Origin of the sequence: Polaribacter cellanae, from assembly GCF_017569185.1 — a bacterium.
Lineage (GTDB): Bacteria > Bacteroidota > Bacteroidia > Flavobacteriales > Flavobacteriaceae > Polaribacter > Polaribacter cellanae.
The window spans coordinates 3,773,847-3,796,532 of the sequence record NZ_CP071869.1 but is presented as its reverse complement, the minus strand read 5'-3'; the positions used below and the strand labels follow the sequence as shown (position 1 = coordinate 3,796,532).

Sequence of the window (22,686 nt, the reverse complement as noted above, 5' to 3'; positions counted from 1 at the left end):
CTGAATGTGCCTGTTTAAATTTTAAGTTTTTAACACAGATTATTTCGAACGAAGCACAATGAAGCCAAGAAATCTTACACACCAAATTAACTCTTAAGATTTCTCCACAAGGTCGAAATGAAAAAAAAAAATAAACACCTAAATATTAATAAGACACTATCTTAAAATCTGTGTAAGTTTAATAACTCAGGACTAAATTATTTATAGTTTAATCCTATTTTCAAATATAGCTAAAAATTGATTTAGTATAATTCCCCAATTTCTAATGGGCATTGTCCATTTTTTGGTACTTTCTCTTAGTGCTAAAAAAACAGATTTCATAACTGCTTCATCAGTTGGGAACGAGAGTTTGTTTTTGGTGTATTTTCTGATCTTTCCATTTAGATTTTCTATTAAATTAGTGGTGTAAATAATAGTTCGTATTTCAATAGGAAAATCAAAGAATACGGTAAGTTCATCCCAGTTGTTTTCCCAACTGCTTATGGCGTATGAGTACTTCGAGTTCCACTTTGCTTTAAAGTCTTTTAAAGCGGCTTTTGCTGCTTCTTTTGTTGGAGCTGTATAGATTTGTTTCATATCTCTGGTGAACGCTTTCTTGTCTTTCCAAACTACATAACGACAGGAGTTTCTGATTTGGTGAACAACGCATATTTGGGTAACCGAGTTAGGAAAAATGGTCTTTATGGTATCTGTAAAGCCGTTTAAATTATCGGTAGCCGTGATGAGTATATCTTGTGTTCCTCGAGCTTTGATGTCCGTTAAAACGCTCATCCAAAAGGCAGAAGATTCATTTTTGCCCAGCCATAAACCTAGCACTTCTTTTTTACCGTCCGTTCTCAGTCCAACAGCGATATAAATGGTCTTGTTTGCTACTTTTGAGTTTTCTCTGACTTTAAATACGATGCCATCCATCCATACAATTAGATAGGTCGCTTCTAAAGGTCTATTTCTCCAAGCTATAATGTCAGTGGATATCCTATCGGTAATCCTAGATATAGTACTTGTTGAGATATTAAAATCATAAAGTTCTCGGATTTGTTCTTCGATATCGCTATTGCTCATACCTTTAGCGTAAAGAGAGATAATAATATTTTCAATGCCGTCTGTTGTGCTTTCTCTCTTCTTGACAATCATAGGATTAAAAGAACTCTCACGATCTCTAGGAACTTCTATCTCTGTTTCGCCCAATCTGGTTTTTAGCTTCTTCTTGGTGTAGCCATTTCTAAGATTACCTGACTTGCTTTTTTTGTGCTTATCATAGTCTAGGTGCGCATCGAGCTCACCTTCCAAAATCTTTTCTATACCGCGTTTGTGGAGCTGCTCTAAAAAACTGGTAAGTTCTGTTCCGTTTTTAAATTGTTTTAAAAAATCCTCGTTTAAAAAATCTTCTGGTTTCATAAGTGTGTAAAATTTAAAATTAATAAAAATTAAAAAGCTCAGGATTGAATTCAATCCTGAGCTTTTTTAAAACTTACACAGTTTATGAGTTAGTGCCATTAATAAATTAAAATAGAGTTATATACTCTCTCTTAAATCGAACTTACGTTATTTAAAAACTTAACTTTAAGGTTTATTTTGTTTTATGCTTTTTTAATATACGAATCAGACTCTATATACGTTTGTTCTCCTTCTTGGTATTTGCTAATTCCAAATCCACCATGAATACAATAACAACCATATTCACCTTTTTTATTTAAAGCAATATACCCCACTTGAAAGTTTTTAAAATTAGGATTCGATGTTACAATTCTCCTTACCCCTTCTTCACATGCTTCTTGTGGCGTTCTTCCTTGTCGCATTAACTCAACAATTAAAAAACTACCTACCGTTTTTAAGACTTCTTCTCCCATTCCTGTTGCTGTAGCTCCACCAACTGCATTGTCTATAAATAAGCCAGAACCAATTATGGCAGAATCGCCTACCCTACCAGCCATTTTATATGCCAAACCACTTGTGGTACAACCTCCAGAAATATCGCCATTTTTATCAATCGCTAACATACCAATTGTATCGTGGTTTTCTATGTTGATAATCGGTTTATATTCCGATGTTTCTTTCCACTTTTCCCATGCTTTTCTAGTATTCTCATTTAGCAAATCTTGTCTTTTAAAACCTTTAGAAACCGCAAATTGCTCTGCTCCTTTTCCTGCTAATAAAACATGTGGAGTTTCTTCCATTACTTTACGAGCCACAGAAATTGGGTGTGCAATGTTTTCCATACAAACAACTGCGCCATAATTTCCTTCTTTATTCATAATACAAGCATCTAAAGTAACATTTCCATCTCTATCTGGTGTTCCTCCATTACCAACTGTTGTGTTTTCTAAATCTGCTTCTTCTACTCTACAACCAGCTTCTATTGCATCTAAAGAATTACCCCCTTTTTCTAAAACTTTCCAAGCTGCTTTTGTTGCATTTTTAAAATTCCAAGTTGCTACAACAACTGGAATTACAGTTTTACCTGTTGCAACAGCTTTTTTTTCTTTTTTAGTATCGTCGCAACTAATTATTGAAGAAGATGCTGTAACCAATCCCAATCCTGTTACTGATGCTTTTTTTAAAAATTTTCTACGTTTCATACTTAATTTCTTCCTTTTAAATCTTTGGTTTTACTTAGTGAATATGGTAAATCTTCCTCTTTATTCCCCCAATTTTTATTCGGTTTATTAGTCATTTCAAAATTAAATGCACCCCCTTTTTGTATATCATTATAATTGATAAAATTTTTGGTGGTTGTTGCTCCATTTAAGGTTGTAGATGCTATATAAAAATTATTTTTAGAATTGTTTTTTGCATGTATCTCGAACGTATTTCCGTTTTCTAAATGCAAGGTTGCTTTCTTAAATAAAGGACTTCCAATAACATATTGGTTGGTTGCTGGTGTAACAGGATAAAAACCTAAAGCACTAAAAACATACCAAGCAGAAGTTTGTCCATTATCTTCATCTCCACAATAACCATCTGGAGTTGCACTGTATAGCTTTGTTAAAACATCTCTTATTTTTTCTTGTGCTTTGTAAGGTGTTCCTGCATGATTGTATAAATAAATCATATGTTGTATTGGCTGATTTCCATGAGCATAATTCCCCATATTTACAATTTGCATTTCGCGAATTTCGTGGATGGTTCCTCCATAGTAAGAATCGTCGAAATCTGGCGGCATTGTAAAAACACTATCTAACTGTGCAATAAACTTATTTTTTCCACCCATTAAATTAATTAAACCTTCTACATCATGGAAAACAGACCATGTATAATGCAAACTATTTCCTTCTGTAAAAGCATCGCCCCATTTTAAAGGATTAAAAGGAGATTGAAATGTACCATCTTCATTTTTACCACGCATTAAATTGGTAGATGGATCAAAAACATTTTTATAATTTAAAGATTTTTGATAATATTTTTCAGCAATTGCTGTTTCGCCTAATTTCTTCGCCATTTGAGCTATGGTAAAATCGGCATAAGCATATTCTAAAGTTCTTGCTACATTTTCGTTAACCCCAACATTATAAGGAACATAACCAAGAGAGTTGTAGTAATCTAAACCTTCTCTTCCTACTGATTTTACAGGTCTTCCTTTTTCTACTTCTGCATTTTTTAATATTGCTTCGAAAATTGTTTTCACGTCTGCTTCTTTTACATTTCCTTTTAAAAATGCATCTACAACAATGGGTGCAGAATTAGAACCTATCATACAATTTCTATGTCCAGGACTCGCCCATTCTGGAAGCCAACCAGATTCTTTGTACGTATTTGCTAACCCCTCTACAATGTTGCTATTGAGCTCTGGATACATCATGTTAAAAAATGGATACACAGCTCTAAAAGTGTCCCAAAATCCATTATCTGTAAACATATAACCTGGTAAAATTTTCCCATTATAAGGGCTATAATGTACTATTTTATTGTTTTTGTCATATTCATAAAACTTTCTTGGAAACAATAAAACACGGTACAAACAAGAATAAAAAGTTCTAATATTATCGATATTATTATCTTCAATTGTAATTTTATGCAGCTCTTTTTCCCATGTTTTTTTTGCTTTTTCTTTTGTAGTCTCAAAAGAATCTTCTCCAATTTCTCTATCTAAATTTAATTGTGCTTGCTCTAAACTTATAAAAGACGATGCTACTTTTACGTTTACAGTTTCTCCTTTCTTCGTTTTAAAACCTATAATAGCTCCAACATGTTCTCCTTCACTCTTCAAATTATTTTCTATTAATTTCCATCCATCTGTCCAAGTATGGTTTATCTCGAAATCTTTATCAAATTCCGCAACAAAATAATTGTGAAAATTATCTGGAACTCCTCCACTATTATTTCTACAATATCCAATAATCTTTCGCTCTTCAGGAATAATTTTAACCATAGAACCTCTGTAAAATGCATCTAACATTATGTAAGAGGAATCTGCTTTCGGAAACGTAAATTTAAAATGAGCCGCTCTTTCTGTGGGTGTAACTTCTGCTACAACATCGTAATCTGCTAAATAAACTTTGTAATAATGTGGTTTTACAGTTTCTGCTTTGTGAGAAAACCAAGATTGCCTGTCTTCCTCTTTGTATTTTAACTTCCCAGTAACAGCCATAAAAGAAAAAGCGGCATAATCGTTTATCCAAGGACTTGGTTGGTGGGTTTGTTTAATTCCTCTAATTTTATTTTCGTTGTATTTATACGTCCAGCCATCTCCCATTTTAGAAGTCATTGGTGTCCAAAAATTCATGCCCCAAGGTGTTGCAATTGCAGGATATGTATTTCCATTAGACAAACTGTATTTAGAATCTGTTCCCATTAACGGATTTACATAATCTACCAAAGAAACCGCTTCTACGTTTAACTTGTTTGTGTTTTCTTTTTTAGAATCGCAAGAAGAAAAAACAGTTGTTAAAACAATTAGTAAATAAACAGTGTTTTTCATTTTTTTTTTTAAATTTTAAATTTAATTTATTTGTTGAGATTGTACACCCTAAAAGTTATTTTTACTTATTGGAGGCAGCATTTATATTAAATAATAATTATCTATTTAAGTTACTTTATAATCTTTACCTTCATTAGGAACTGGTCTTCTATAACATATTATTAACCAATCGCAAACCAATTCTCGAAAACATGGTTAAAAAAAAATAAACTATTATTTTTCATAAGCATTAGGCATTGTAAAGATAATTTCGCAATGCAATATATAGTTTCTATCAATTTCTTTTTAAAATTTTCCTGCTATAAAAGTTATTTTAAATACAACTTAATATTAAAATTGCGAACGTAAAGAAAATTATTTTTCTTTATCATTTTTTATGATTTAATGTGCGATTTTACATCTATTATTAGAACTAAATGTTAAAAAAAATGAAGATAAAATAATTTTCATAAAAATATATTATTAAATTCGTATCAAATATAATAGAAAATGAAAATTAGCCATTACTTTCTCGTACTTTTTATTGCAATTTTATCGAGTTGCAACAACCAAATTAAAAAACCAATTGAACCGAATATTATTCCAATACCTTTGAGCCAGAAGATTCAGGAAGGTGTTTTTATATTAGATAGTAGTACTTCAATTATTACTGATAATCAATTGAAAAACGTTTCGGACTTTTTTACATCTTTTCTAAAAGACTCTTACAATTTGAATCTTTCCGATAAAAAAGAGAAAAATTCTATTCAATTTAAAATAGATGCTTCTATTAAAAATGAGGAAGGTTATACTTTAAAAGTTGAGAAAAACATTGTTTCAATTGCTGCAAAAACAGCGAAAGGAGCTTTTTATGGAGTACAAAGTTTTATACAATTATTGCCTGTAAAATCTGCATCCAAGCAAATTGCAGTTCAATGTTTAGACATTAAAGACGAGCCAAGATTTGTGTATCGAGGAATGCACTTAGATGTTGGACGTCATTTTTTCTCTGTCGATTTTATTAAAAAATACATCAATATAATGTCAATGTTAAAAATGAACACCTTTCACTGGCATTTAACAGAAGACCAAGGCTGGCGAATTGAAATTAAAAAATACCCGAAATTACAAGAAATTGCTGCTTTTAGAAAAGAAACTTTAATTGGTAGTTATGCAAACAAACCGCACAAATTCGATGGAAAAAAATATGGTGGTTTTTACACGCAAGAAGAAATAAAAGAGGTGGTAAAATATGCTACAGAAAGACAAGTAACAGTCATTCCAGAAATTGAAATGCCTGGACATTCGCAAGCAGCAATTGCAGCATATCCAGAGTTGGGTTGTACAGGAAAACAAGTAGAAGTTGCTACAAAATGGGGCGTATTTGATGAAGTTTATTGCCCTAATGAAAAAACTTTTCAATTTTTAGAAGATGTTATAGATGAAATAATTCCACTTTTTCCAGGAAAATACATTCATATTGGTGGAGATGAAGCACCTAAAACTCGTTGGAAAAACTGTGACTATTGTCAAAAATTAATTAAAAAAGAAGGTTTAAAAGACGAGCACGAATTGCAGAGTTATTTTATTACCAGAATGGAAAAATACATCAACTCTAAAGGAAAACAAATTATTGGTTGGGACGAGATTTTAGAAGGTGGTTTGGCGCCAAATGCAACTGTAATGTCTTGGAGAGGAATTGCTGGCGCAATTAAAGCCGCAAAAGAAAAACACGATGTAATTTTAACACCAAATACACACTGTTATTTCGACCATTATCAATCTAAAAACCCTAACGAACCTTTGGCTATTGGCGGTTTTCTTCCTTTGAGAAAAGTTTATAATTTTAACCCGATTCCAGAAGAATTAACTAAAGAAGAAGAAAAATATGTGTTGGGAGCTCAAGGAAATTTATGGACAGAATACATCCCTACAGAAGACCAAGCAGAATATATGGCGTTTCCAAGAGCAATTGCTTTGGCTGAAGTGGTTTGGTCTTCAAAAGAAAACAGAAATTACAACAATTTTGTAAAAAGATTAGCCTTTTTTAATGAGAGATTAGATGCTATGGATGTAAATTATGCCAATCATTTATATGAAATTAAAGGAACTTTGCATAGTGATGTAAATAAAATTAGCTATCAATTAGAAGCACCCTCTCAAGGAAAAGTAATTCGTTTTACAACAGATGGTTCTGAACCCGATAAAAATTCTAAAATATATTCTGAAGAAATTTTAATTACAAAAAACACCGAAATAAAAGCTGCTACATTTAATGCCGAAGGTAAAAAACTAAGCAGTGTTTTTACGAAAAAAATACAACCACACAAAGCTGTTGGACAAAAAGTTTCTCTAAATGTAAACCCACACAGGTCTTATAACGAAGGTGGAATAAAAGCATTAACAAACGGAATTTATGGGAGTGATAAAAGTTATGAGGATAAAGAATGGTTAGGTTTTAATGGAGATGATGTAGAAGTAACCATCGAGTTCGATAAGCCAACAGAAATTAACTCGATTTCTACGAGATTCCATAATGGAAATTCGCAATGGATTTATGCACCAAAAGAAGTTACTATAAAACTTGAGTTAGAAAATGGAAAAGTAGTTTTATCAAAAAATAAACTAGCAGATAGAGAAACTACTTTAATAGATTTAAAATTTAATTTCGCTGAATTAAATACTGATAAACAAAAAGTAAAATCCCTAAAATTAACAATTCCAAATTACGGAATTATACCAAAAGGGAATCCTGGAGAAGGAAATAAAGCTTGGACGTTTATTGACGAAATTATTGTAAAGTAAAAATCCAAACCTCAAAGATTTTAAAAACCTTTGAGGTTTAAATTAAATAAACAATGCTTTTAGAAATTTGCGCTAATTCTTATCAATCTGCTTTAAATGCTGAAAAATCTGGAGCTCATAGAATTGAATTATGCTCAGAATTATCTGTTGGCGGCATTACACCTTCTTATGGTTTACTAAAAGAAGTGGCAGCAAAAATTACGATTCCTGTAAATGTTTTAATTCGTCCAAGAAGTGGTAATTTTTATTATTCTAATGCGGAATTTGAACAAATAAAACAAGATATTTTAATTTGTAAAAAATTAGGATTTCATGGAATTGTTTCTGGAATTTTAAATGCGGATAATTCCATCGATATTAAAAGAACTGCAAAAATTATTGAACTTTCCAAACCACTTTCCTTTACCTTTCACAGAGCTTTCGACTGTGTTACAAACCCACAAGAATCCTTAAAAAGATTAATGGATTTAAAAGTAGATAGAATTTTAACTTCTGGTTTGCAGGAAAAAGCAATCAACGGAATTCATTTACTAATTGAACTACAAAAACTAGCCAAAGAAAATATAATTATTCTACCTGGAAGTGGCATAAATGCTGAGAATGCTCCTACTTTTAAGGAAGCTGGTTTTATGGAAATCCATACTTCTGCTTCTAAAATTACAAATTCTGAAAAAAGTATATTTTTTGGAAGTGTTGCTCAAACAGAATCTAATATTGAAGAAATACAAAGTATTTTAAAAGTGATTCAATAGAATAAATTAGATTCATTTAAGACAATCTCTTAAAGCCTTTTTTTTCATTTTCAACAAGTTAACTTTTCAATTACAATGGTTTATAATTCACTGTAAATATGTTTTTAAAATATCGACTTTAGTCAAAATGTTTTCAAAGCGATTGAGTGTTTTTGGCTAAAGCCAACCATACATAAATTGTTTATAACATCCAGCTAAAGCTGGATGCAATTGAAAAAAATAAAATCAACAAAATTTAATTACAGCCATTTTTTTTAATTGCAATGGGTTTTAACCCATTGTAAATATGTATACAAAATTTAGGCTTTAGCCAAAATGTTTTCAACACAATCGAGTATTTTGGCTAAAGCCAACCATACATAAATTGTTTATAACATCCAGCTAAAGCTGGATGCAATTGAAAAAAAATAAAATCAACAAAATTTAATTATAGCCATTTTTTTTAATTGCAATGGGTTTTAACCCATTGTAAATATGTTTTTAAAATATCGACTTTAGTCAAAATGTTTTCAAAGCGATTGAGTGTTTTTGGCTAAAGCCAACCATACATAAATTGTTTATATCATCCAGCTAAAGCTGGATGCAATTGAAAAAAATAAAATCAACAAAATTTAATTACAGCCATTTTTTTTAATTGCAATGGGTTTTAACCCATTGTAAATATGTATATAAAATAAAAGGCTTTAGCCAAAATGTTTTCAAAACGATTGAGTGTTTTTGGCTAAAGCCAACCATACATAAATTATTTATAACATCCAGCTAAAGCTGGATGCAATTGAAAAAAATAAAATCAACAAAATTTAATTATAGCCATTTTTTTTAATTGCAATGGGTTTTAACCCATTGTAAATATGTATACAAAATTTAGGCTTTAGCCAAAATGTTTTCAACGCAATCGAGTGTTTTTGGCTAAAGCCAACCATACATAAATTGTTTATATCATACAGCTAAAGCTGGATGCAATTGAAAAAAATAAAATCAACAAAATTTAATTATAGCCATTTTTTTTAATTGCAATGGGTTTTAACCCATTGTAAATATGCATATAAAATAAAGGCTTTAGCCAAAATGTTTTCAACGCAATCGAGTGTTTTTGGCTAAAGCCAACCATACATAAATTGTTTATATCATACAGCTAAAGCTGGATGCAATTGAAAAAAATAAAATCAACAAAATTTTGATGTGTTATTCTGGATGCCAGTTTTACTGAAACAAGCTCTGCACAAATCACAGGAATAATAATTTACTTTTTGGCAAAAAATTTTGATTCCAAAAACCCAAATCCATAACCCAAAAACTGAGTAAAAGAAGTAATAATACTCAAAAAAGCAACCTTACTATTTTTATTTTGAAGTAAAGAATCTAAGAAAATCAATAAAAAATAAAATCCGTAAAAATATAGTAATTGAAAATATCCGAAAAAAGCCAATAAAATACTTACATCGAAACCTAAAATAAATACACTTGGAAACCAATACGTAATTTTAGCAGTTTCTGGATATTTTTTAGTTAAAATGGGTCTTGCTGTTCCAAAACCAAAAGTCTGTTTGTAAAATTGTTTTATGGTACTTCTGCGTTTGTGATATACAAATGCTTTGTCTATTAACTGCGTTTCGAATCCGTTTTCCCATAAACGAAAGGTTAAATCGATATCTTCTCCATTTTTCATTTTAGAGAAACCGTTAGTTTTTTCAAATGCTTTTTTAGACAAACCTAAGTTGAAGCTTCTGGGTTGAAATTTTCCAATGCCTTTTTTCTTTCCACGAATTCCTCCTGTGGTTAAAACCGAAGTCATGGAATAATTAATGGCTTTTTGTAAAGAAGTAAAACTTTTATGAGCAGCATCTGGCCCACCAAAAGCATCTGTAAAATTAGCTTCTAATGCTTTTTTTACTTCCAATAAATATTGAGGTGGAACAAGAACATCTGAATCTAAAATAATAAAATAGTTTCCTGTGGCTTTTTCCATCCCGAAATTTCGGCTGGCTCCTGCTCCACTATTTTCTTTGAAAAAATAGTTTAAATCAAGTTGATTTTTATATTTTTCTACAATTGCTTTTGAAGAATTATCGGAACCATCTTCAATAATTACCACCTCGAAATCATCAGAAAAATCTTGTTTTGTAAGACTTTCTAATAACTCGTCTATTTCTTGTGGACGATTGTAAACTGGAATTATGATACTAAAAAGTAGTTTCAAAGTTTTAAAGTTTTAAAGTTTTAAAGTTTTAAAGTTGAGTTACTTTTAAAACTTTCTTTAATGTAAATGTAAAAAAATAAAAAAAGTTGAAGGTTCTTATTTATTAAAACTTCAACTTTTAAATATGATTTAATTAAAAATTTTTCTAATCGTTTGCAAACAAGTCTAGCCCTGATTGAGTGGTCTGTTTGAGCTCTTTTATCTCTTAGAAAGAGATAAAAAGCGAGTAACGAAAGCAGGAAATAGCTCCAAATAAAACTACTCGAATTTTTCCATAACAGCATCACTTACGCCCATATTAGAGAAACCTCCATCGTGAAATAAGTTCTGCAAAGTTACTTTTTTTGTTAAATCGGAAAATAGAGAAATCGTGTAATCTGCACAATCTGCAGCAGTTGCATTTCCTAACGGACTCATCTTTTCTGCATAGGCAATAAAACCGTCGAAACCTTTTACACCACTACCTGCAGTGGTTGGAGTTGGCGATTGAGAAATGGTGTTTACTCGCACTTTATGGTCGCGCCCAAAGAAGTACCCAAAACTACGTGCAATGGACTCTAAATAGGCTTTATTATCTGCCATATCATTATAATCTGGAAAAACTCTTTGTGCAGCCATGTATGTTAAAGCGACAATGCTTCCCCATTCGTTCATGGCGTTTTTGTTGTATAAAACATTCATTGTTTTGTGGAAAGAAACCGCAGAAACGTCCCAACCTTTTGTGGTGAAATCGTATTTTGGATCGGTGTAGTGTTTGCCTTTTCTTACATTTACAGACATTCCTATGGAATGTAAAACGAAATCTATTTTTCCGCCTAAAATTTCCATAGATTTTGCGACCAAGTTCTCTAAATCTTCTACTGAAGTTGCATCTGCAGCAATAATTTGCGAACCTGTTTTTTTTGCCAAAGCATTCAATTCGCCCATTCGCATTGCAATTGGTGCGTTTGTTAACACAAATTCTGCTCCTTCTTCATGTGCTCTTTCTGCAACTTTCCAAGCGATGGAATGTTCGTTTAATGCTCCAAAAATAATTCCTTTTTTTCCTTTTAGTAAGTTGTACATAGTTGTTTTTGGTTTTATTGTTGATAGTTTTTGGTTGTTAATGCTTATTTATTAGTGAAAGTCTTTCAAAAAAACCCATTTTACTTTTTACCCTTAATAAAGAGCTATTTATTTCTTCCATATAATTGGTAGCTGTAGTATTTTTTCTTGCAAGCATATAATACTTGTATGCTTCTTTTAAATTATCTCTTAGCTCGTACGCCTTTGCTAATTGATTATAGAGTGTTCCTTTGTCTAAAAATTCTTTCTGCAGATTTTTATTTACAAAATCGATTAATTCTTTGTATTTACCACTATCGAATAAGAAATATAAATAATTATGATATGCTGCGTGGTATTTGGGGCTTAATTTTATAGATAATAAATAGTGCTTTTGAGCTTTTTCGTAATCAATCATTTTATAATGATAAATCCACCCTAAATAATTGTGAAACTTCCCATAATCTGGGTATTCTGTTAAAGCTGAAAACAGCGCCTCTTTTCCTTCAACTATTTTATCTTCAGAAATTAATTTGTCAGCTTCAAACAATAGGTTTTCTGCCTCGTTAAAATTATCCATTTGTATTTGAATTTTACAAAAATATATTAGTTTAATAATTCCTTCGCATGTGTTAAAGCAGATTCTGAAATCTCTTTTCCGCTTAACATTTCTGCAATTTCCACAATTCTTTCTTCGTTTGAAAGTTGTTTTAAATTTGTGGTTGTAACGCCTTTTACTTCTTTTTTATAAACTTTATAATGGTTGTTACCTTTTGCTGCGATTTGTGGTAAATGTGTAATGGCAACAACTTGCATGTGGTTGCTCATTTGTTGCATTATTGCTGCAATTTTGTTGGAAACCTCTCCTGAGACTCCTGTATCTATTTCATCGAAAATAATGGTTGGCAAATGTATGTTTTCTGATAATACTTTCTTTACAGACAGCATTATTCTCGACAATTCTCCTCCTGAAGCAACTTTTTTCAATTCTCCAAAATTACCGCCTTTGTTTGCTGAAAATAAAAATTCTAAATTATCTTTTCCGTTTGAAAAATAAACGATTGTCGGTTTTACTTTTATGGAAAAACGAGCATTTTGCATACCTAAATCTGCCAATAAGCTTTCTAATTCTTTGGTTAATTTAGGAATTGCAGTTGTTCTTGATTTTGTAATTAAATCGGCAACTTTATCTAATTTTTCTGAAACGGAATGAATTTCCTGTTTTTTCTTGTTGATGGTATCTTCTGCAGATTCAACTTGTTGTACTTTTTCGGATAATTTCTCGAAAACGACTAATAATTCTTGAATTGAATTTACAGTATGTTTTTTCTGTAAATTGTAAATTAACTGCAATCTATCATTAATTTCTTCTGCTTCATTGGGGTTAAAATCTACATTTTCATTCGCATCTTCTAACTCTGTAACAATATCGTCTATTTCTATTTTTACGGATGTTATTCTTTCTGCTAATTGTTGGTATTCTTTTGAAAAAGAAGCAATTTTAGACACTCTATTTTCTAAGGAATTTAGCAAATTCTGAATTCCAATTTCTTCATTTAAAGAAATTTCTAATGCTTCAGATAAATTTATTTTTATATCTTCTATATTATTTAATTTCTCTAATCGCTCTTCTAAATCTTCTTGCTCATCAACTTTTAAATTAGCTTCTTCTAATTCTTTAAACAAGTGCAAATTATAATCGTATTGCTTATTTGCTTCTTTTTGAATGTGCTCTAATTCCTTTAGTTCTTTTTCTAACTGCTGTAATTGTAAAAAACCTCTTTTGTAAGAATCTATTTTATTTTTGTTTTTCGCCAATGCATCAATAATAGAAAATTGAAAGGCATTGTCGGACAATTCCATGGTTTGATGTTGCGAATGCACATCAATTAATTTATTTTTTAATTCGTTTAAAACTGAAAGCGTAACAGGTGTGTCATTTACAAAAGCACGCGATTTCCCTGAAGGCAAAATTTCTCTTCTAATAATGGTTTCTGCTTCGAAATCTAAATCGACTTCTTTAAAAAAATCTTCTAAATTATAATTCGCAATTGCCATTTTAGCTTCCACAATACATTTTTGTGAAGTATCTTTTAAGGAAGACAAATCTGCTCTGTTTCCTAAAACCAAGCCTAAAGCACCTAAAAGTATCGATTTTCCTGCGCCAGTTTCTCCAGTTATAATGGATAAACCCGAAGAGAAATTAATTGATAACGAGTCGATTAATGCGTAGTTGTTTATGGAAAGTTGTGTTAGCAAATTCAGTAATTTTTGTGAGATAAAATTAGTGAATTAAATCTACAAATTGAAAATCTAATTTATAAAATTGATCAACTAAACTTTGGCATTTGTTGTTGCCATAAATTGTAATAATTTCCTTTTTTCGCATACAATTCTTTATGATTTCCTTGTTGTAATACTTCTCCTTTTTGTAAAACAACAATTTCATCTGCATTTATAACGGTGCTTAATCTGTGTGCAATAATTATAATCGTTTTATTTTGTAAACGTAATCTTTCTATTGCTTTTTGAATATAATTTTCTGACGTTGAATCTAAAGAAGAGGTTGCTTCGTCTAAAACCAACACTTCTGGTTGTTTATACAAAGCTCTTGCAATCGCAATTCGTTGTTTTTGACCTCCAGAAAGTGTTGCACCATTTTCTCCTAAATACGTATTAAATCCATTGGGTAAACTTTCTATAAATTCTAAAATACCAATCGATTTGCATATATCTATAATCAACTCCATATTTGGGGAGAAGTCACCAACAGCAATGTTGTCGATTACATTCCCAGCAAATAAATCTATTTTTTGAGGTACAACACTTACTAATTCTCGTAAACTTTCCAATTGTACATATTTTAAATCTAAATCTCCAATAGTAATTTGCCCTCTCTGTAATGGATATAAATTTTGAAGTAAAGAAATTAAAGTTGATTTACCTGAGCCACTTTCGCCAACAATGGCTGTAATATTTCCTTTTTTTATTTTTAGATTGAAATCTGTAAAAACTTGTACTCTTGTACCATATCTAAAAGCTACGTTTTTAAATTCGATGTCGTTAATCTTCTCTTTTTTCAATACTACCTTTTCCGTGTTTTCTTCTCTCTCTAAATCCATAATTTCAAACAAACGATCTGCTGCAATTAGCGCATTTTGTATTTGCTTGTTTGCGCCAATTAAACTGGCAACAGGATTCATAAAATAACCAATTATGGCATAAAAAGAGAGTAATTCTCCTGGTGTAATTTCTCTTGCAATAACAAAATAAGAGCCACTCCATAAAAGTATGATTGTAAATAATTGTGCAATAAAAGTAGTGGAAGTTCCAGAAAAAATGGAATTTAAAGCTGATTTATAACCAATATGTAATAAATTAATAAAACGTGTTTCTGTTTTGATATTTGCAAAACTCTCTAAACCAAAACGTTTTATTGTACCTACCGAATTTAAAGATTCTACTAACTGACTTTCTAATTCTGCTGAACGCTCCATTATTTTACGCTCTGTTTTTTTGTTGAGTTTGTTTATAATGAAATAAACTACCAAATACAACGGAATAACCAATAACATAATTAAAGCCAATTTCCAGTAATACATAAACATAATACCAAAAGAGAAAAACAGAATGAGTATGTTTACTGTTAAACTTAAAGATACATCATTTATAAAGGCTCTAATTTTAACAGCATCATTTATACGAGAAATTATTTCTCCTACACGCATCGTGTCAAAAAATTGCTGTGGTAATTTTAGTAAATGTTTGTAATACCCTAAAATTAAACGCGCATCTATTTGTTGACCCGATTTAATTAAAAAGACATCTTTAAAAACACCTATTATAATTTGTAAAACCAATAATAAAAGCATTATAACGCTTAATAGGTTTAACAGTTTTGTATTACCACCTACTAAAACATAATCTGTAATTTTTTGTATATAAATTGAGGTAGAAAAACCTAGTAACGTATAAATGACTGCACCTATTAAAGCTTGCAATAACACAAATTTATGAGGCTTTAATAAGAACCAAAAACGTTTTAAAACGGATACTTTTTCGTTTGCTGGTGTAAATTCTTCTTTTGGTAATAGTAAGACTAAAACACCTGTCCACTCTTTTAGAAACTCTTGGTGTGTCTTTTTATGGATTTTTCCATCTCCTGGATCCATAATTTTAATGTATTCTTTGGTTACTTCATAAATAACCACATAATGGTGCAATTGTTCTTTTACAATAAGATGTGCTATAGCAGGTTTTGGTATTTTAAATAAGCTGTCTAATTCGCCTCGAACACCTTTTGCCTCGAAACCCAATTTTTCTGCGGCTTCTATTAAACCTAAAACATTGGTTCCTTTTTTATCTGTGCCTGCATATTGGCGAATACGTGCAATGGGTATTTGTAAATTAAAATGTGCTGAAATGGAAGCCAAACAAGCTGCCCCACAATCTGTAATGTCGTGTTGTTTTATGTTAATTTTTGCCATTTCTAGTTTTTATGGCAAAGAAAGGGGTGTTTACTGCATTTTTATTGCAGGGAAAATATAACTTAAGTAAGAATAAATATAAAATCGATTATTTTTTGAAGAATTTCTAGTTTTTGTCTTCTTTTTTGCCAACATAGTAATATATAACATATAACCACCCAAATAACCCATGTACCAGAGCCATAAGTATAGATTTGTTTCTATCCCATGATATAATCATTGCCAATACATTACCTACAGAAATACTTATTTTAATTTTTTCTAAATCCATAAAGTATTTCTATTTTTTTGAAATTAATTAATTTACAACACATAAGTGATTTTAAATTTAATTATTTGTAACTAATATTATTACTTTAAAAAAAATCTAAAACAAAAATAGTTAATTAATTAAATAAAAGGTTAAACTAAAAGTTAGTCTAACCTTGATCTAAATTTTAATTAAAAAATATCAAATATTGATCTAAATTGTCTTACTGTATTTCCAATAGCTCTTCCAATTCTATAACCAAAACTATAGCCTGATTGAACAGTTGCATTATCACTTACACTTGGAGGTGCAGTATTACCTCCATTAATTACTATTAATTCATTTAATGTTAATTCTTTCATTTTATACTAATTTTTGTTGTTTTTATTTATTACCCTCATCAAAACCATCTGATATACCTGCGAACATGCCCAAAACAAATAAAGTATTTCGTACCGCATACTTACTCATATTAAATAAATATCCAGCTACATCATTTCCTCCATCAATTTCTTTAACTTCCTCAGCATTCAACTCTTGAACCCCAAAATTTTGTAAATTTTTCATAAAATTACGTTTTTTTAATTATTAATTTATTTTTTGGTTGTGAAAATTGATTGTGAAATTCCTACTTTTATAAGAATTACGATCTTTTATTTTCACAATCCACATCAAAAAAAATAAAATAAGTTACGTCTAACTTTTGCTACGTCTAGCAATCTATTACTTTTTTGATACTACAAATATAAATGTGTTCACTGCAACTAATTTGCAATGTGCAGATTAGTTTGTAAAAAATAACTACCTCCAAAAATTTGGGTTATTTCAGTGTTTTTTTTTACAATAAGATGTGCTATAGCAGGTTTTGGTATTTTAAATAAACTGTCTAATTCGCCTCGAACACCTTTAGCTTCAAAACCTAATTTTTCTGCGACTTCAATTAAACCCAATACATTAGGCGCTTTCATAAAACAACGAATCCCTTGTTTTTACGAGGGATTTGTTGTATTTTGTAGCTATAATAAACCCCGAAAATGGCCAATATAGGCAAAAAACGGGGTTTTAATTTCGACAATTATGAAAGTACGAAGAATTTCTGAAATGCAACACCGCATTTCAATTTTTTCCCCTCAGCGAGAATTATGATGCTCATTATGCGCGATTTTTAGAGGGAGATTTAGGTAAAATCTACTCTGCAATTCCTTGGAATGATTTAGTTAGCTCTTTTGGTATTTCTGAACAATCAAAAGGGAGAAACTATCTTTTTAGTCCTAAAGGAAGACTAGGTTTAATGTTTTTAAAACATTATGCTAATTGTTCAGATAGAAAATTGATTGAGCAACTAAACTCGAATTTAGACTATCAATTTTTCTGTGATATAGAACTAGGTTTTGAACGCTTAACAAACTATAAAATAGTGAGCCAAATACGTTGTGAATTAGCAGAGAAACTCGATATTAATTCCATAGAAAAAATTCTATTCAACTCTTGGAAAAACGAAATTGAAAACCCCAATCAAATTGTAATGGATGCTACTTGTTATGAAAGTGAAGTTCGTTACCCTAGCATCCAAAAATTACTTTGGGAGTCGGTTCATTGGTTGTACAATCAATTACGTAAAACCTGCTCTATATTAGGGGTTAAAATGATTAGAAGTAAATATATCAAGTGGAAAAAGCGTTATCAAGGATTTAGTAAAATGCGAAGAAAAACCAAGTCGAAACGTATTTCATTAACCCGAGGTTTACTCAATCTGTTAAGTAAATTTATCAACTTTGAAAAAGAGTTGTCAGAAAATCACAATATTGAGTTTATAGCTTTGTATTATAAGCGAATAAATACAATTCAAAGGATTTACAAACAACAAAAAGATCATTTTGATACAGGAGAAAAAATCAAAGATAGAATTGTAAGCATTCAAAAGGATTATATTCGTCCTATTGTTCGAGGAAAGGAAGTAAAACCTGTTGAATTTGGAGCAAAAGTTAACAAAGTTCAAATTGATGGAATTAGCTTTATCGAACATATTAACTTTAATGCATTTCATGAAGGAAATCGTTTTATTCAAACAGTCCAAAAAGCACAAGGATTAACTCGAAAAAAAGTAAAAATAGCTGGAGCAGATAAAATTTATGCCACCAATAAAAATAGAAAACACTGTAGTTCTAAGAACATAGAAACAGACTTTATCCCCAAGGGAAAAAAGCCGAAAAATCATAAAGAAAAAAAGCAACTTAGAGCTATTATCGCAAAAGAAAGAGCTACAAGATTAGAAGGTTCTTTTGGAAAGGATAAAGAATATTATCACTTACGAAAAATAAAAGCCAAAACTAAAAAGAATGAAATTCTATGGATATTCTTTGGAATACACACAGGGAATGCTCTTGAAATTGGCCGAAGAAAAATAGCTAAAACAGCACAACAAGTAGTCTAAATTTGAAGCATTGAATATAGTTTTATGGGAGAGGTATGTCTTGTTGGGAAGTTTTTAAGAAACTGAACACTTAAAACAGCTTTAAAACAAAAATTGAGGGTAGAATTTAAATAATTCTGCCCGCAATTTTAGCTGCATTTTTAAAAATAACCTATTTTCTGAATGTGCCACATTAGTTCCTTTTTTATCTGTGCCTGCATATTGGCGAATACGTGCAATAGGGAGTTGTAAATTGAAATGAGAAGATATAGAGGCTAAACAAGCTGCTCCACAATCTGTAATGTCGTGTTGTTTTATGGTAATTTTTGCCATTTCTAGTTTTTATGGCAAAGAAAATCATCTTTACTGCAATAAAATTGCAGTAAAGATGATAAATTAATTTATTTTTTGCTTATCAAGTATGTTATAAAAGTTTATACAGCATAAAATATTTTATGCTGTATAAACTTTTGTAAGAAGTTATTAGCTAATTAATTTTAAAAGGATTGAAAACTCCTATCACGAAGTTTTTAATAATATTATAAAGTAATAGACTAACCAAAAATAAAAATATAAAATGCTTATTTTTCAACTTCATATTTTTAACATTCAGAAGGGCATTCTCCAACAAATAACCCATATATAAAACCGCCAACATATTGCCCTGTATCTTCAACGCTCTTTAACCAAGCATCCCATAACGGACCACCTCCGTTTATTTCAATTAATTCTTTATTAGTTAACTCTTTTAACATGATATTTGATTTATTATTATTATTATTCATTTGAAGTAAAAGGATTAAACATTCCTGCAACAAACTCTTTACCGTGTTCGTAAATTGCCATACCTAGAATAGCTAGTCCAATACCTGCTAAAATACCAATTCCTCCATTAATATTTTTACTTTCTTCTAAATATAGTTCTTCGACATTAAATTTTTGTAAATTTTTCATAAGATTTAAATTTTAAATTCCATATTGTGTATGGGTTCCTCCTCTTGAGTATCCTTCTACAAAAGCATCAAAAGCATTTCCAATCCACCTTCTAAGTGCTAAACCAGCAGAACAACCTGCACAACCATCAGGGTCTGTCATTCCTCCATTTAAAACAACCGATTCTTTAAAGTTCAACTCTTGAACACCAAAATTTTGTAAATTTTTCATAAAATTACGTTTTTTTAATTATTAATTTATTTTTTGATTGTGAAAATTTATTATGAAATTCCTACTTTAGTGAGAATAACCGTCTTTTGACTTTCACAATCCACATCAAAAAAAATAAAATAAGTTACGTCTAACTTTTGCTACGTCTAGCAATCTATTACTTTTTTGATACTGCAAATATAAATGTGTTCACTGCAACTAATTTGCAATTTGCAAATTAGTTTGTAAAAAATAACTACCACCAAAAATTTGGGTTACTTCATTATTTGTTAAAACACTTACAGAAATATTTACTTTCAAATCGAAATTTTCACAGTAATAGTAGGTTTTTCTACTTCTACTATAACATATATTTGCATGATAATCTTTTAATTCTTCTATTAATAAGTGAATAGAACGTTCGCTTATTTGCATTAAACTGGCTAATTCTTTAGGTGTGCCCGTATTTTCAATAGCAATTAAATTGTGTAATTGTTGTAAACGTTCTAGTGTTTTTAAATTTTTCATGATTTTTATTTTATTGAAATTTTTCAACTATACTCAAAATTATATTTATATTAGTTTTTAGCTATTTGACTTGATGGATTCATCCAATCATCTACTTTATCATATAACAAATCAAATAAGGTACGTTCTGTCAATTCAAAACGAGCATTTACTAGCATCCCTTTTTTTAATTGCCCTTTAAATCCATTTTTTAGCTGTAGAAAATCTTGGTCTAGTGAGCACAATACTTTAAACATTGGTATATCATTAATCATCTGTATATCATTGCCAATTTCTAAAATTTTTCCATTTGCTAAACCCCATTGATTATAATTAAATGCACTTACTTGAAAATTTACTTGAGTTTCTTTTTTTAACAAACCGATATCTGTAGGATTGATATAACATTCTACAATTAAATCGGTCTTGGGAGAAATTTCCGCCAGTTGCATTCCTGTTGTAATAAAACTTCCTTGCTCTATACCTTTTACATTTAACAAAGTTCCTGTAACTGGAGCTTTAATAATGGATAAATTATTATTCTCCTCTAATTGAATTTGATTATTCTCTAATTCTTTTAGTTGATTCTGAGAATTAACTAACTCTGCTTGCCAAGTACTATGTTGCTGTTTTTTATATTGATAGGTTGCACTTAAAGCTAAATCATATTCTAACTTACTATTATTCAAATCAGTTTTAGCGATAACCCCTTTACTAAATAATTTTTGACTTCGATTATAATCTTCTTTTATTTTTTGAAAACGAGTATTTAATTCGCTTAATTTTTGTTGATAGAAGTTGTATTCTCGTTTATATTTTAATGATTTTAATTTATTTAAAATTCTGTTTTTATTAGATAAAAGTTTTAAATCTTCAATAAAAATTTTAGTTTCATTCAACCGGCTTGTAGTATTATTTATTTTTTGAGTTATGGCTAAATTATTAATCAATAACAGCGTATCTCCTTTTTTTACTTGACCATTATTTTTAAGTTGCTGAAATATAACTTTACCACTTGTACTACTCTCTAGAAGGACTCTCTCTTTGTCGGGTCTTATTAAACCTTGAGAAGTATTATAAATAGTAACCTTAATAAAAGGCAAAGAAACCAATACTATAATTAAAAAGATTAAAATAATACTGTAAATAACTTTACTTTTATTTGTATGTTTAAATTGATGTACTTCAACCGTACTTTCTATAATCTCTTTTGGAAATATTTGCTTATTCATGTCTTAATTTCTATGAAAAATAGTTTTAGAATAAATAATAGCTCTATAAATCATGTTACAATCTTAAAATAAGTTTAAAAAACAGCCACGATATGCATTTAGTACACAAAAAAAAGATATATTTATGCGATAAATACTTGTGTAAAAGTATAACTGTTTCTAGTTAAAGTGTTATTCGTATATCGGGTAAGGTTACCCGTTTTTTGCATAAAAAAACACAAATCACTTATTAACAGTAAATTACATAAAACAAAAAAATTATTTTTAACCTTAATTTATGAAACAATTAGTGTTTTTTAACAGAAAAAATTAAATAATTAAAACTAATTCTATTGCTTTTTTCTACTAGAAAATTATTTTTTCTGTAATTTTACTGCTACTATTATTTTTTATACCTTTACTTAAAAGATTTAAAATGAATTTATTAGTTGCTAAAAAGTTAAAAAAACTGCGTATACAAAAAGGTTTTAGTCAAGAAAAAGTAGCTGATTATTTACAAATATCGCAATCTGCTTATAATAGAATTGAACATGGCACTTGCCATTCTTGGGTAAATTATATAAACGCTATTTGTAATTTATACAATATAAAGCCTGAAGATTTATTAAAAAGAGAGGAAGTTACAGATCCATTAAATAGTAATGTTGCAAAAGAAAATTTTTGTACCTCGTGTGACATAAAGCTAATTGAGCAATATGAATTAAGACTAAAAGAAAAAGATGCTTACATTGTTTTATTAGAAAAAATGATAAGTAATTATAAGTAATTAAGAATTGATAAGTTTTAATCTAATATGGAGCCTTATCTTTAAGACAAGCTTGTTTTATAAAGGCACATTCAGAAAATAGGTTATTTTTAAAAATGCAGCTAAAATTGCGGGCAGAATTATTTAAATTCTACCCTCAATTTTTGTTTTAAAGCTGTTTTAAGTGTTCAGTTTCTTAAAAACTTCCCAA

General features: G+C 29.8%; 21 protein-coding genes and 1 pseudogene. 4 read left to right on the top strand and 18 right to left on the bottom strand.

Translation table 11 applies throughout. From position 1 onward, the window contains the following. Nucleotides 1-201: 201 nt before the first annotated feature. From J3359_RS16845 to J3359_RS16835, 3 genes are all read right to left on the bottom strand, one after another. Nucleotides 202-1,398, bottom strand: coding sequence for an IS256 family transposase (locus J3359_RS16845; RefSeq protein WP_208078260.1), 1,197 nt, complete (start codon nt 1,396-1,398; stop codon nt 202-204). 182 nt (nt 1,399-1,580) lie between these two features. Then, a complete protein-coding gene (locus tag J3359_RS16840; protein ID WP_208078258.1) occupies nt 1,581-2,579 on the bottom strand; it encodes a glycosylasparaginase in 999 nt (332 codons plus the stop codon). 2 nt (nt 2,580-2,581) lie between these two features. Beyond that, nucleotides 2,582-4,918, bottom strand: a complete 2,337-nt coding sequence (locus J3359_RS16835) for a GH92 family glycosyl hydrolase (protein WP_208078257.1) — start codon at nt 4,916-4,918, stop codon at nt 2,582-2,584. 489 nt (nt 4,919-5,407) lie between these two features. Here J3359_RS16835 and J3359_RS16830 point away from each other — a divergent pair, with 489 nt between their 5' ends. Together J3359_RS16830 and J3359_RS16825 are read left to right on the top strand one after the other, a co-directional pair. Beyond that, nucleotides 5,408-7,702: a beta-N-acetylhexosaminidase gene (locus J3359_RS16830; RefSeq protein ID WP_208078255.1), complete on the top strand. Its 2,295-nt coding sequence runs from the start codon at nt 5,408-5,410 to the stop codon at nt 7,700-7,702. A 53-nt stretch (nt 7,703-7,755) separates the two neighbouring features. Then, nucleotides 7,756-8,454 carry a copper homeostasis protein CutC gene (locus J3359_RS16825; protein ID WP_208078254.1) on the top strand — a complete coding sequence of 233 codons (699 nt, stop codon included), beginning with the start codon at nt 7,756-7,758 and terminating at the stop codon, nt 8,452-8,454. Between the two features lie 1,243 nt (nt 8,455-9,697). Here the strand turns inward: J3359_RS16825 and J3359_RS16820 are convergent. The 9 genes from J3359_RS16820 to J3359_RS16780 form a co-directional block, all read right to left on the bottom strand. Further along, complete coding sequence (locus J3359_RS16820; protein WP_208078252.1) at nt 9,698-10,654, bottom strand: glycosyltransferase family 2 protein; 957 nt, start codon at nt 10,652-10,654, stop codon at nt 9,698-9,700. 258 nt (nt 10,655-10,912) lie between these two features. Continuing rightward, nucleotides 10,913-11,719 carry an enoyl-ACP reductase FabI gene (locus J3359_RS16815; protein ID WP_208078251.1) on the bottom strand — a complete coding sequence of 269 codons (807 nt, stop codon included), beginning with the start codon at nt 11,717-11,719 and terminating at the stop codon, nt 10,913-10,915. 37 nt (nt 11,720-11,756) lie between these two features. Next, nucleotides 11,757-12,278 (bottom strand): hypothetical protein, encoded by a 522-nt coding sequence (locus tag J3359_RS16810; protein ID WP_208078250.1) that lies wholly within the window; start codon nt 12,276-12,278, stop codon nt 11,757-11,759. Between the two features lie 26 nt (nt 12,279-12,304). Beyond that, nucleotides 12,305-13,957 (bottom strand): DNA repair protein RecN, encoded by a 1,653-nt coding sequence (gene recN / locus J3359_RS16805; RefSeq protein ID WP_208078249.1) that lies wholly within the window; start codon nt 13,955-13,957, stop codon nt 12,305-12,307. A gap of 71 nt (nt 13,958-14,028) precedes the next feature. After that, a complete protein-coding gene (locus tag J3359_RS16800) occupies nt 14,029-16,185 on the bottom strand; it encodes a peptidase domain-containing ABC transporter (protein WP_208078248.1) in 2,157 nt (718 codons plus the stop codon). Between the two features lie 106 nt (nt 16,186-16,291). Further along, entirely contained in the window at nt 16,292-16,456 is a 165-nt protein-coding gene (locus J3359_RS16795; RefSeq protein ID WP_208078247.1) for a hypothetical protein, read from the bottom strand. A 170-nt stretch (nt 16,457-16,626) separates the two neighbouring features. Beyond that, nucleotides 16,627-16,797, bottom strand: coding sequence for a hypothetical protein (locus J3359_RS16790; RefSeq protein ID WP_208078246.1), 171 nt, complete (start codon nt 16,795-16,797; stop codon nt 16,627-16,629). A 22-nt stretch (nt 16,798-16,819) separates the two neighbouring features. Continuing rightward, nucleotides 16,820-17,002: a hypothetical protein gene (locus J3359_RS16785; protein WP_208078245.1), complete on the bottom strand. Its 183-nt coding sequence runs from the start codon at nt 17,000-17,002 to the stop codon at nt 16,820-16,822. 197 nt (nt 17,003-17,199) lie between these two features. Further along, a complete protein-coding gene (locus J3359_RS16780) occupies nt 17,200-17,403 on the bottom strand; it encodes a cysteine peptidase family C39 domain-containing protein (RefSeq protein WP_208078244.1) in 204 nt (67 codons plus the stop codon). Between the two features lie 128 nt (nt 17,404-17,531). Between J3359_RS16780 and J3359_RS16775 the strand changes: the two genes are divergently transcribed. After that, nucleotides 17,532-18,869, top strand: a complete 1,338-nt coding sequence (locus J3359_RS16775) for a transposase (protein WP_367890395.1) — start codon at nt 17,532-17,534, stop codon at nt 18,867-18,869. Nucleotides 18,870-19,037: 168 nt separating this feature from the next. Here J3359_RS16775 and J3359_RS18595 read toward each other — a convergent pair. The 6 genes and pseudogenes from J3359_RS18595 to J3359_RS16745 all read right to left on the bottom strand — a co-directional run. Next, nucleotides 19,038-19,181 (bottom strand): annotated as a pseudogene (locus tag J3359_RS18595) (cysteine peptidase family C39 domain-containing protein); the annotation flags it as partial. 269 nt (nt 19,182-19,450) lie between these two features. Further along, the gene (locus J3359_RS16765; RefSeq protein ID WP_208078241.1) at nt 19,451-19,633 is read right to left on the bottom strand and encodes a bacteriocin; all 183 of its coding nucleotides are present in this window, start codon (nt 19,631-19,633) and stop codon (nt 19,451-19,453) included. Beyond that, nucleotides 19,626-19,802 (bottom strand): hypothetical protein, encoded by a 177-nt coding sequence (locus J3359_RS16760; protein ID WP_208078239.1) that lies wholly within the window; start codon nt 19,800-19,802, stop codon nt 19,626-19,628. The genes J3359_RS16765 and J3359_RS16760 overlap by 8 nt, the downstream gene beginning before the upstream one ends. Nucleotides 19,803-19,814: 12 nt before the next feature. Continuing rightward, on the bottom strand, nt 19,815-20,012 hold the full coding sequence (locus J3359_RS16755) for a hypothetical protein (RefSeq protein ID WP_208078238.1): 198 nt from the start codon (nt 20,010-20,012) through the stop codon (nt 19,815-19,817). A 198-nt stretch (nt 20,013-20,210) separates the two neighbouring features. Continuing rightward, nucleotides 20,211-20,519 carry a DNA-binding protein gene (locus J3359_RS16750; protein ID WP_208078236.1) on the bottom strand — a complete coding sequence of 103 codons (309 nt, stop codon included), beginning with the start codon at nt 20,517-20,519 and terminating at the stop codon, nt 20,211-20,213. Between the two features lie 50 nt (nt 20,520-20,569). Beyond that, complete coding sequence (locus tag J3359_RS16745; protein WP_208078234.1) at nt 20,570-21,730, bottom strand: HlyD family secretion protein; 1,161 nt, start codon at nt 21,728-21,730, stop codon at nt 20,570-20,572. A 415-nt stretch (nt 21,731-22,145) separates the two neighbouring features. Between J3359_RS16745 and J3359_RS16740 the strand changes: the two genes are divergently transcribed. Further along, entirely contained in the window at nt 22,146-22,496 is a 351-nt protein-coding gene (locus tag J3359_RS16740) for a helix-turn-helix domain-containing protein (protein ID WP_208078232.1), read from the top strand. Nucleotides 22,497-22,686 lie beyond the last annotated feature (190 nt).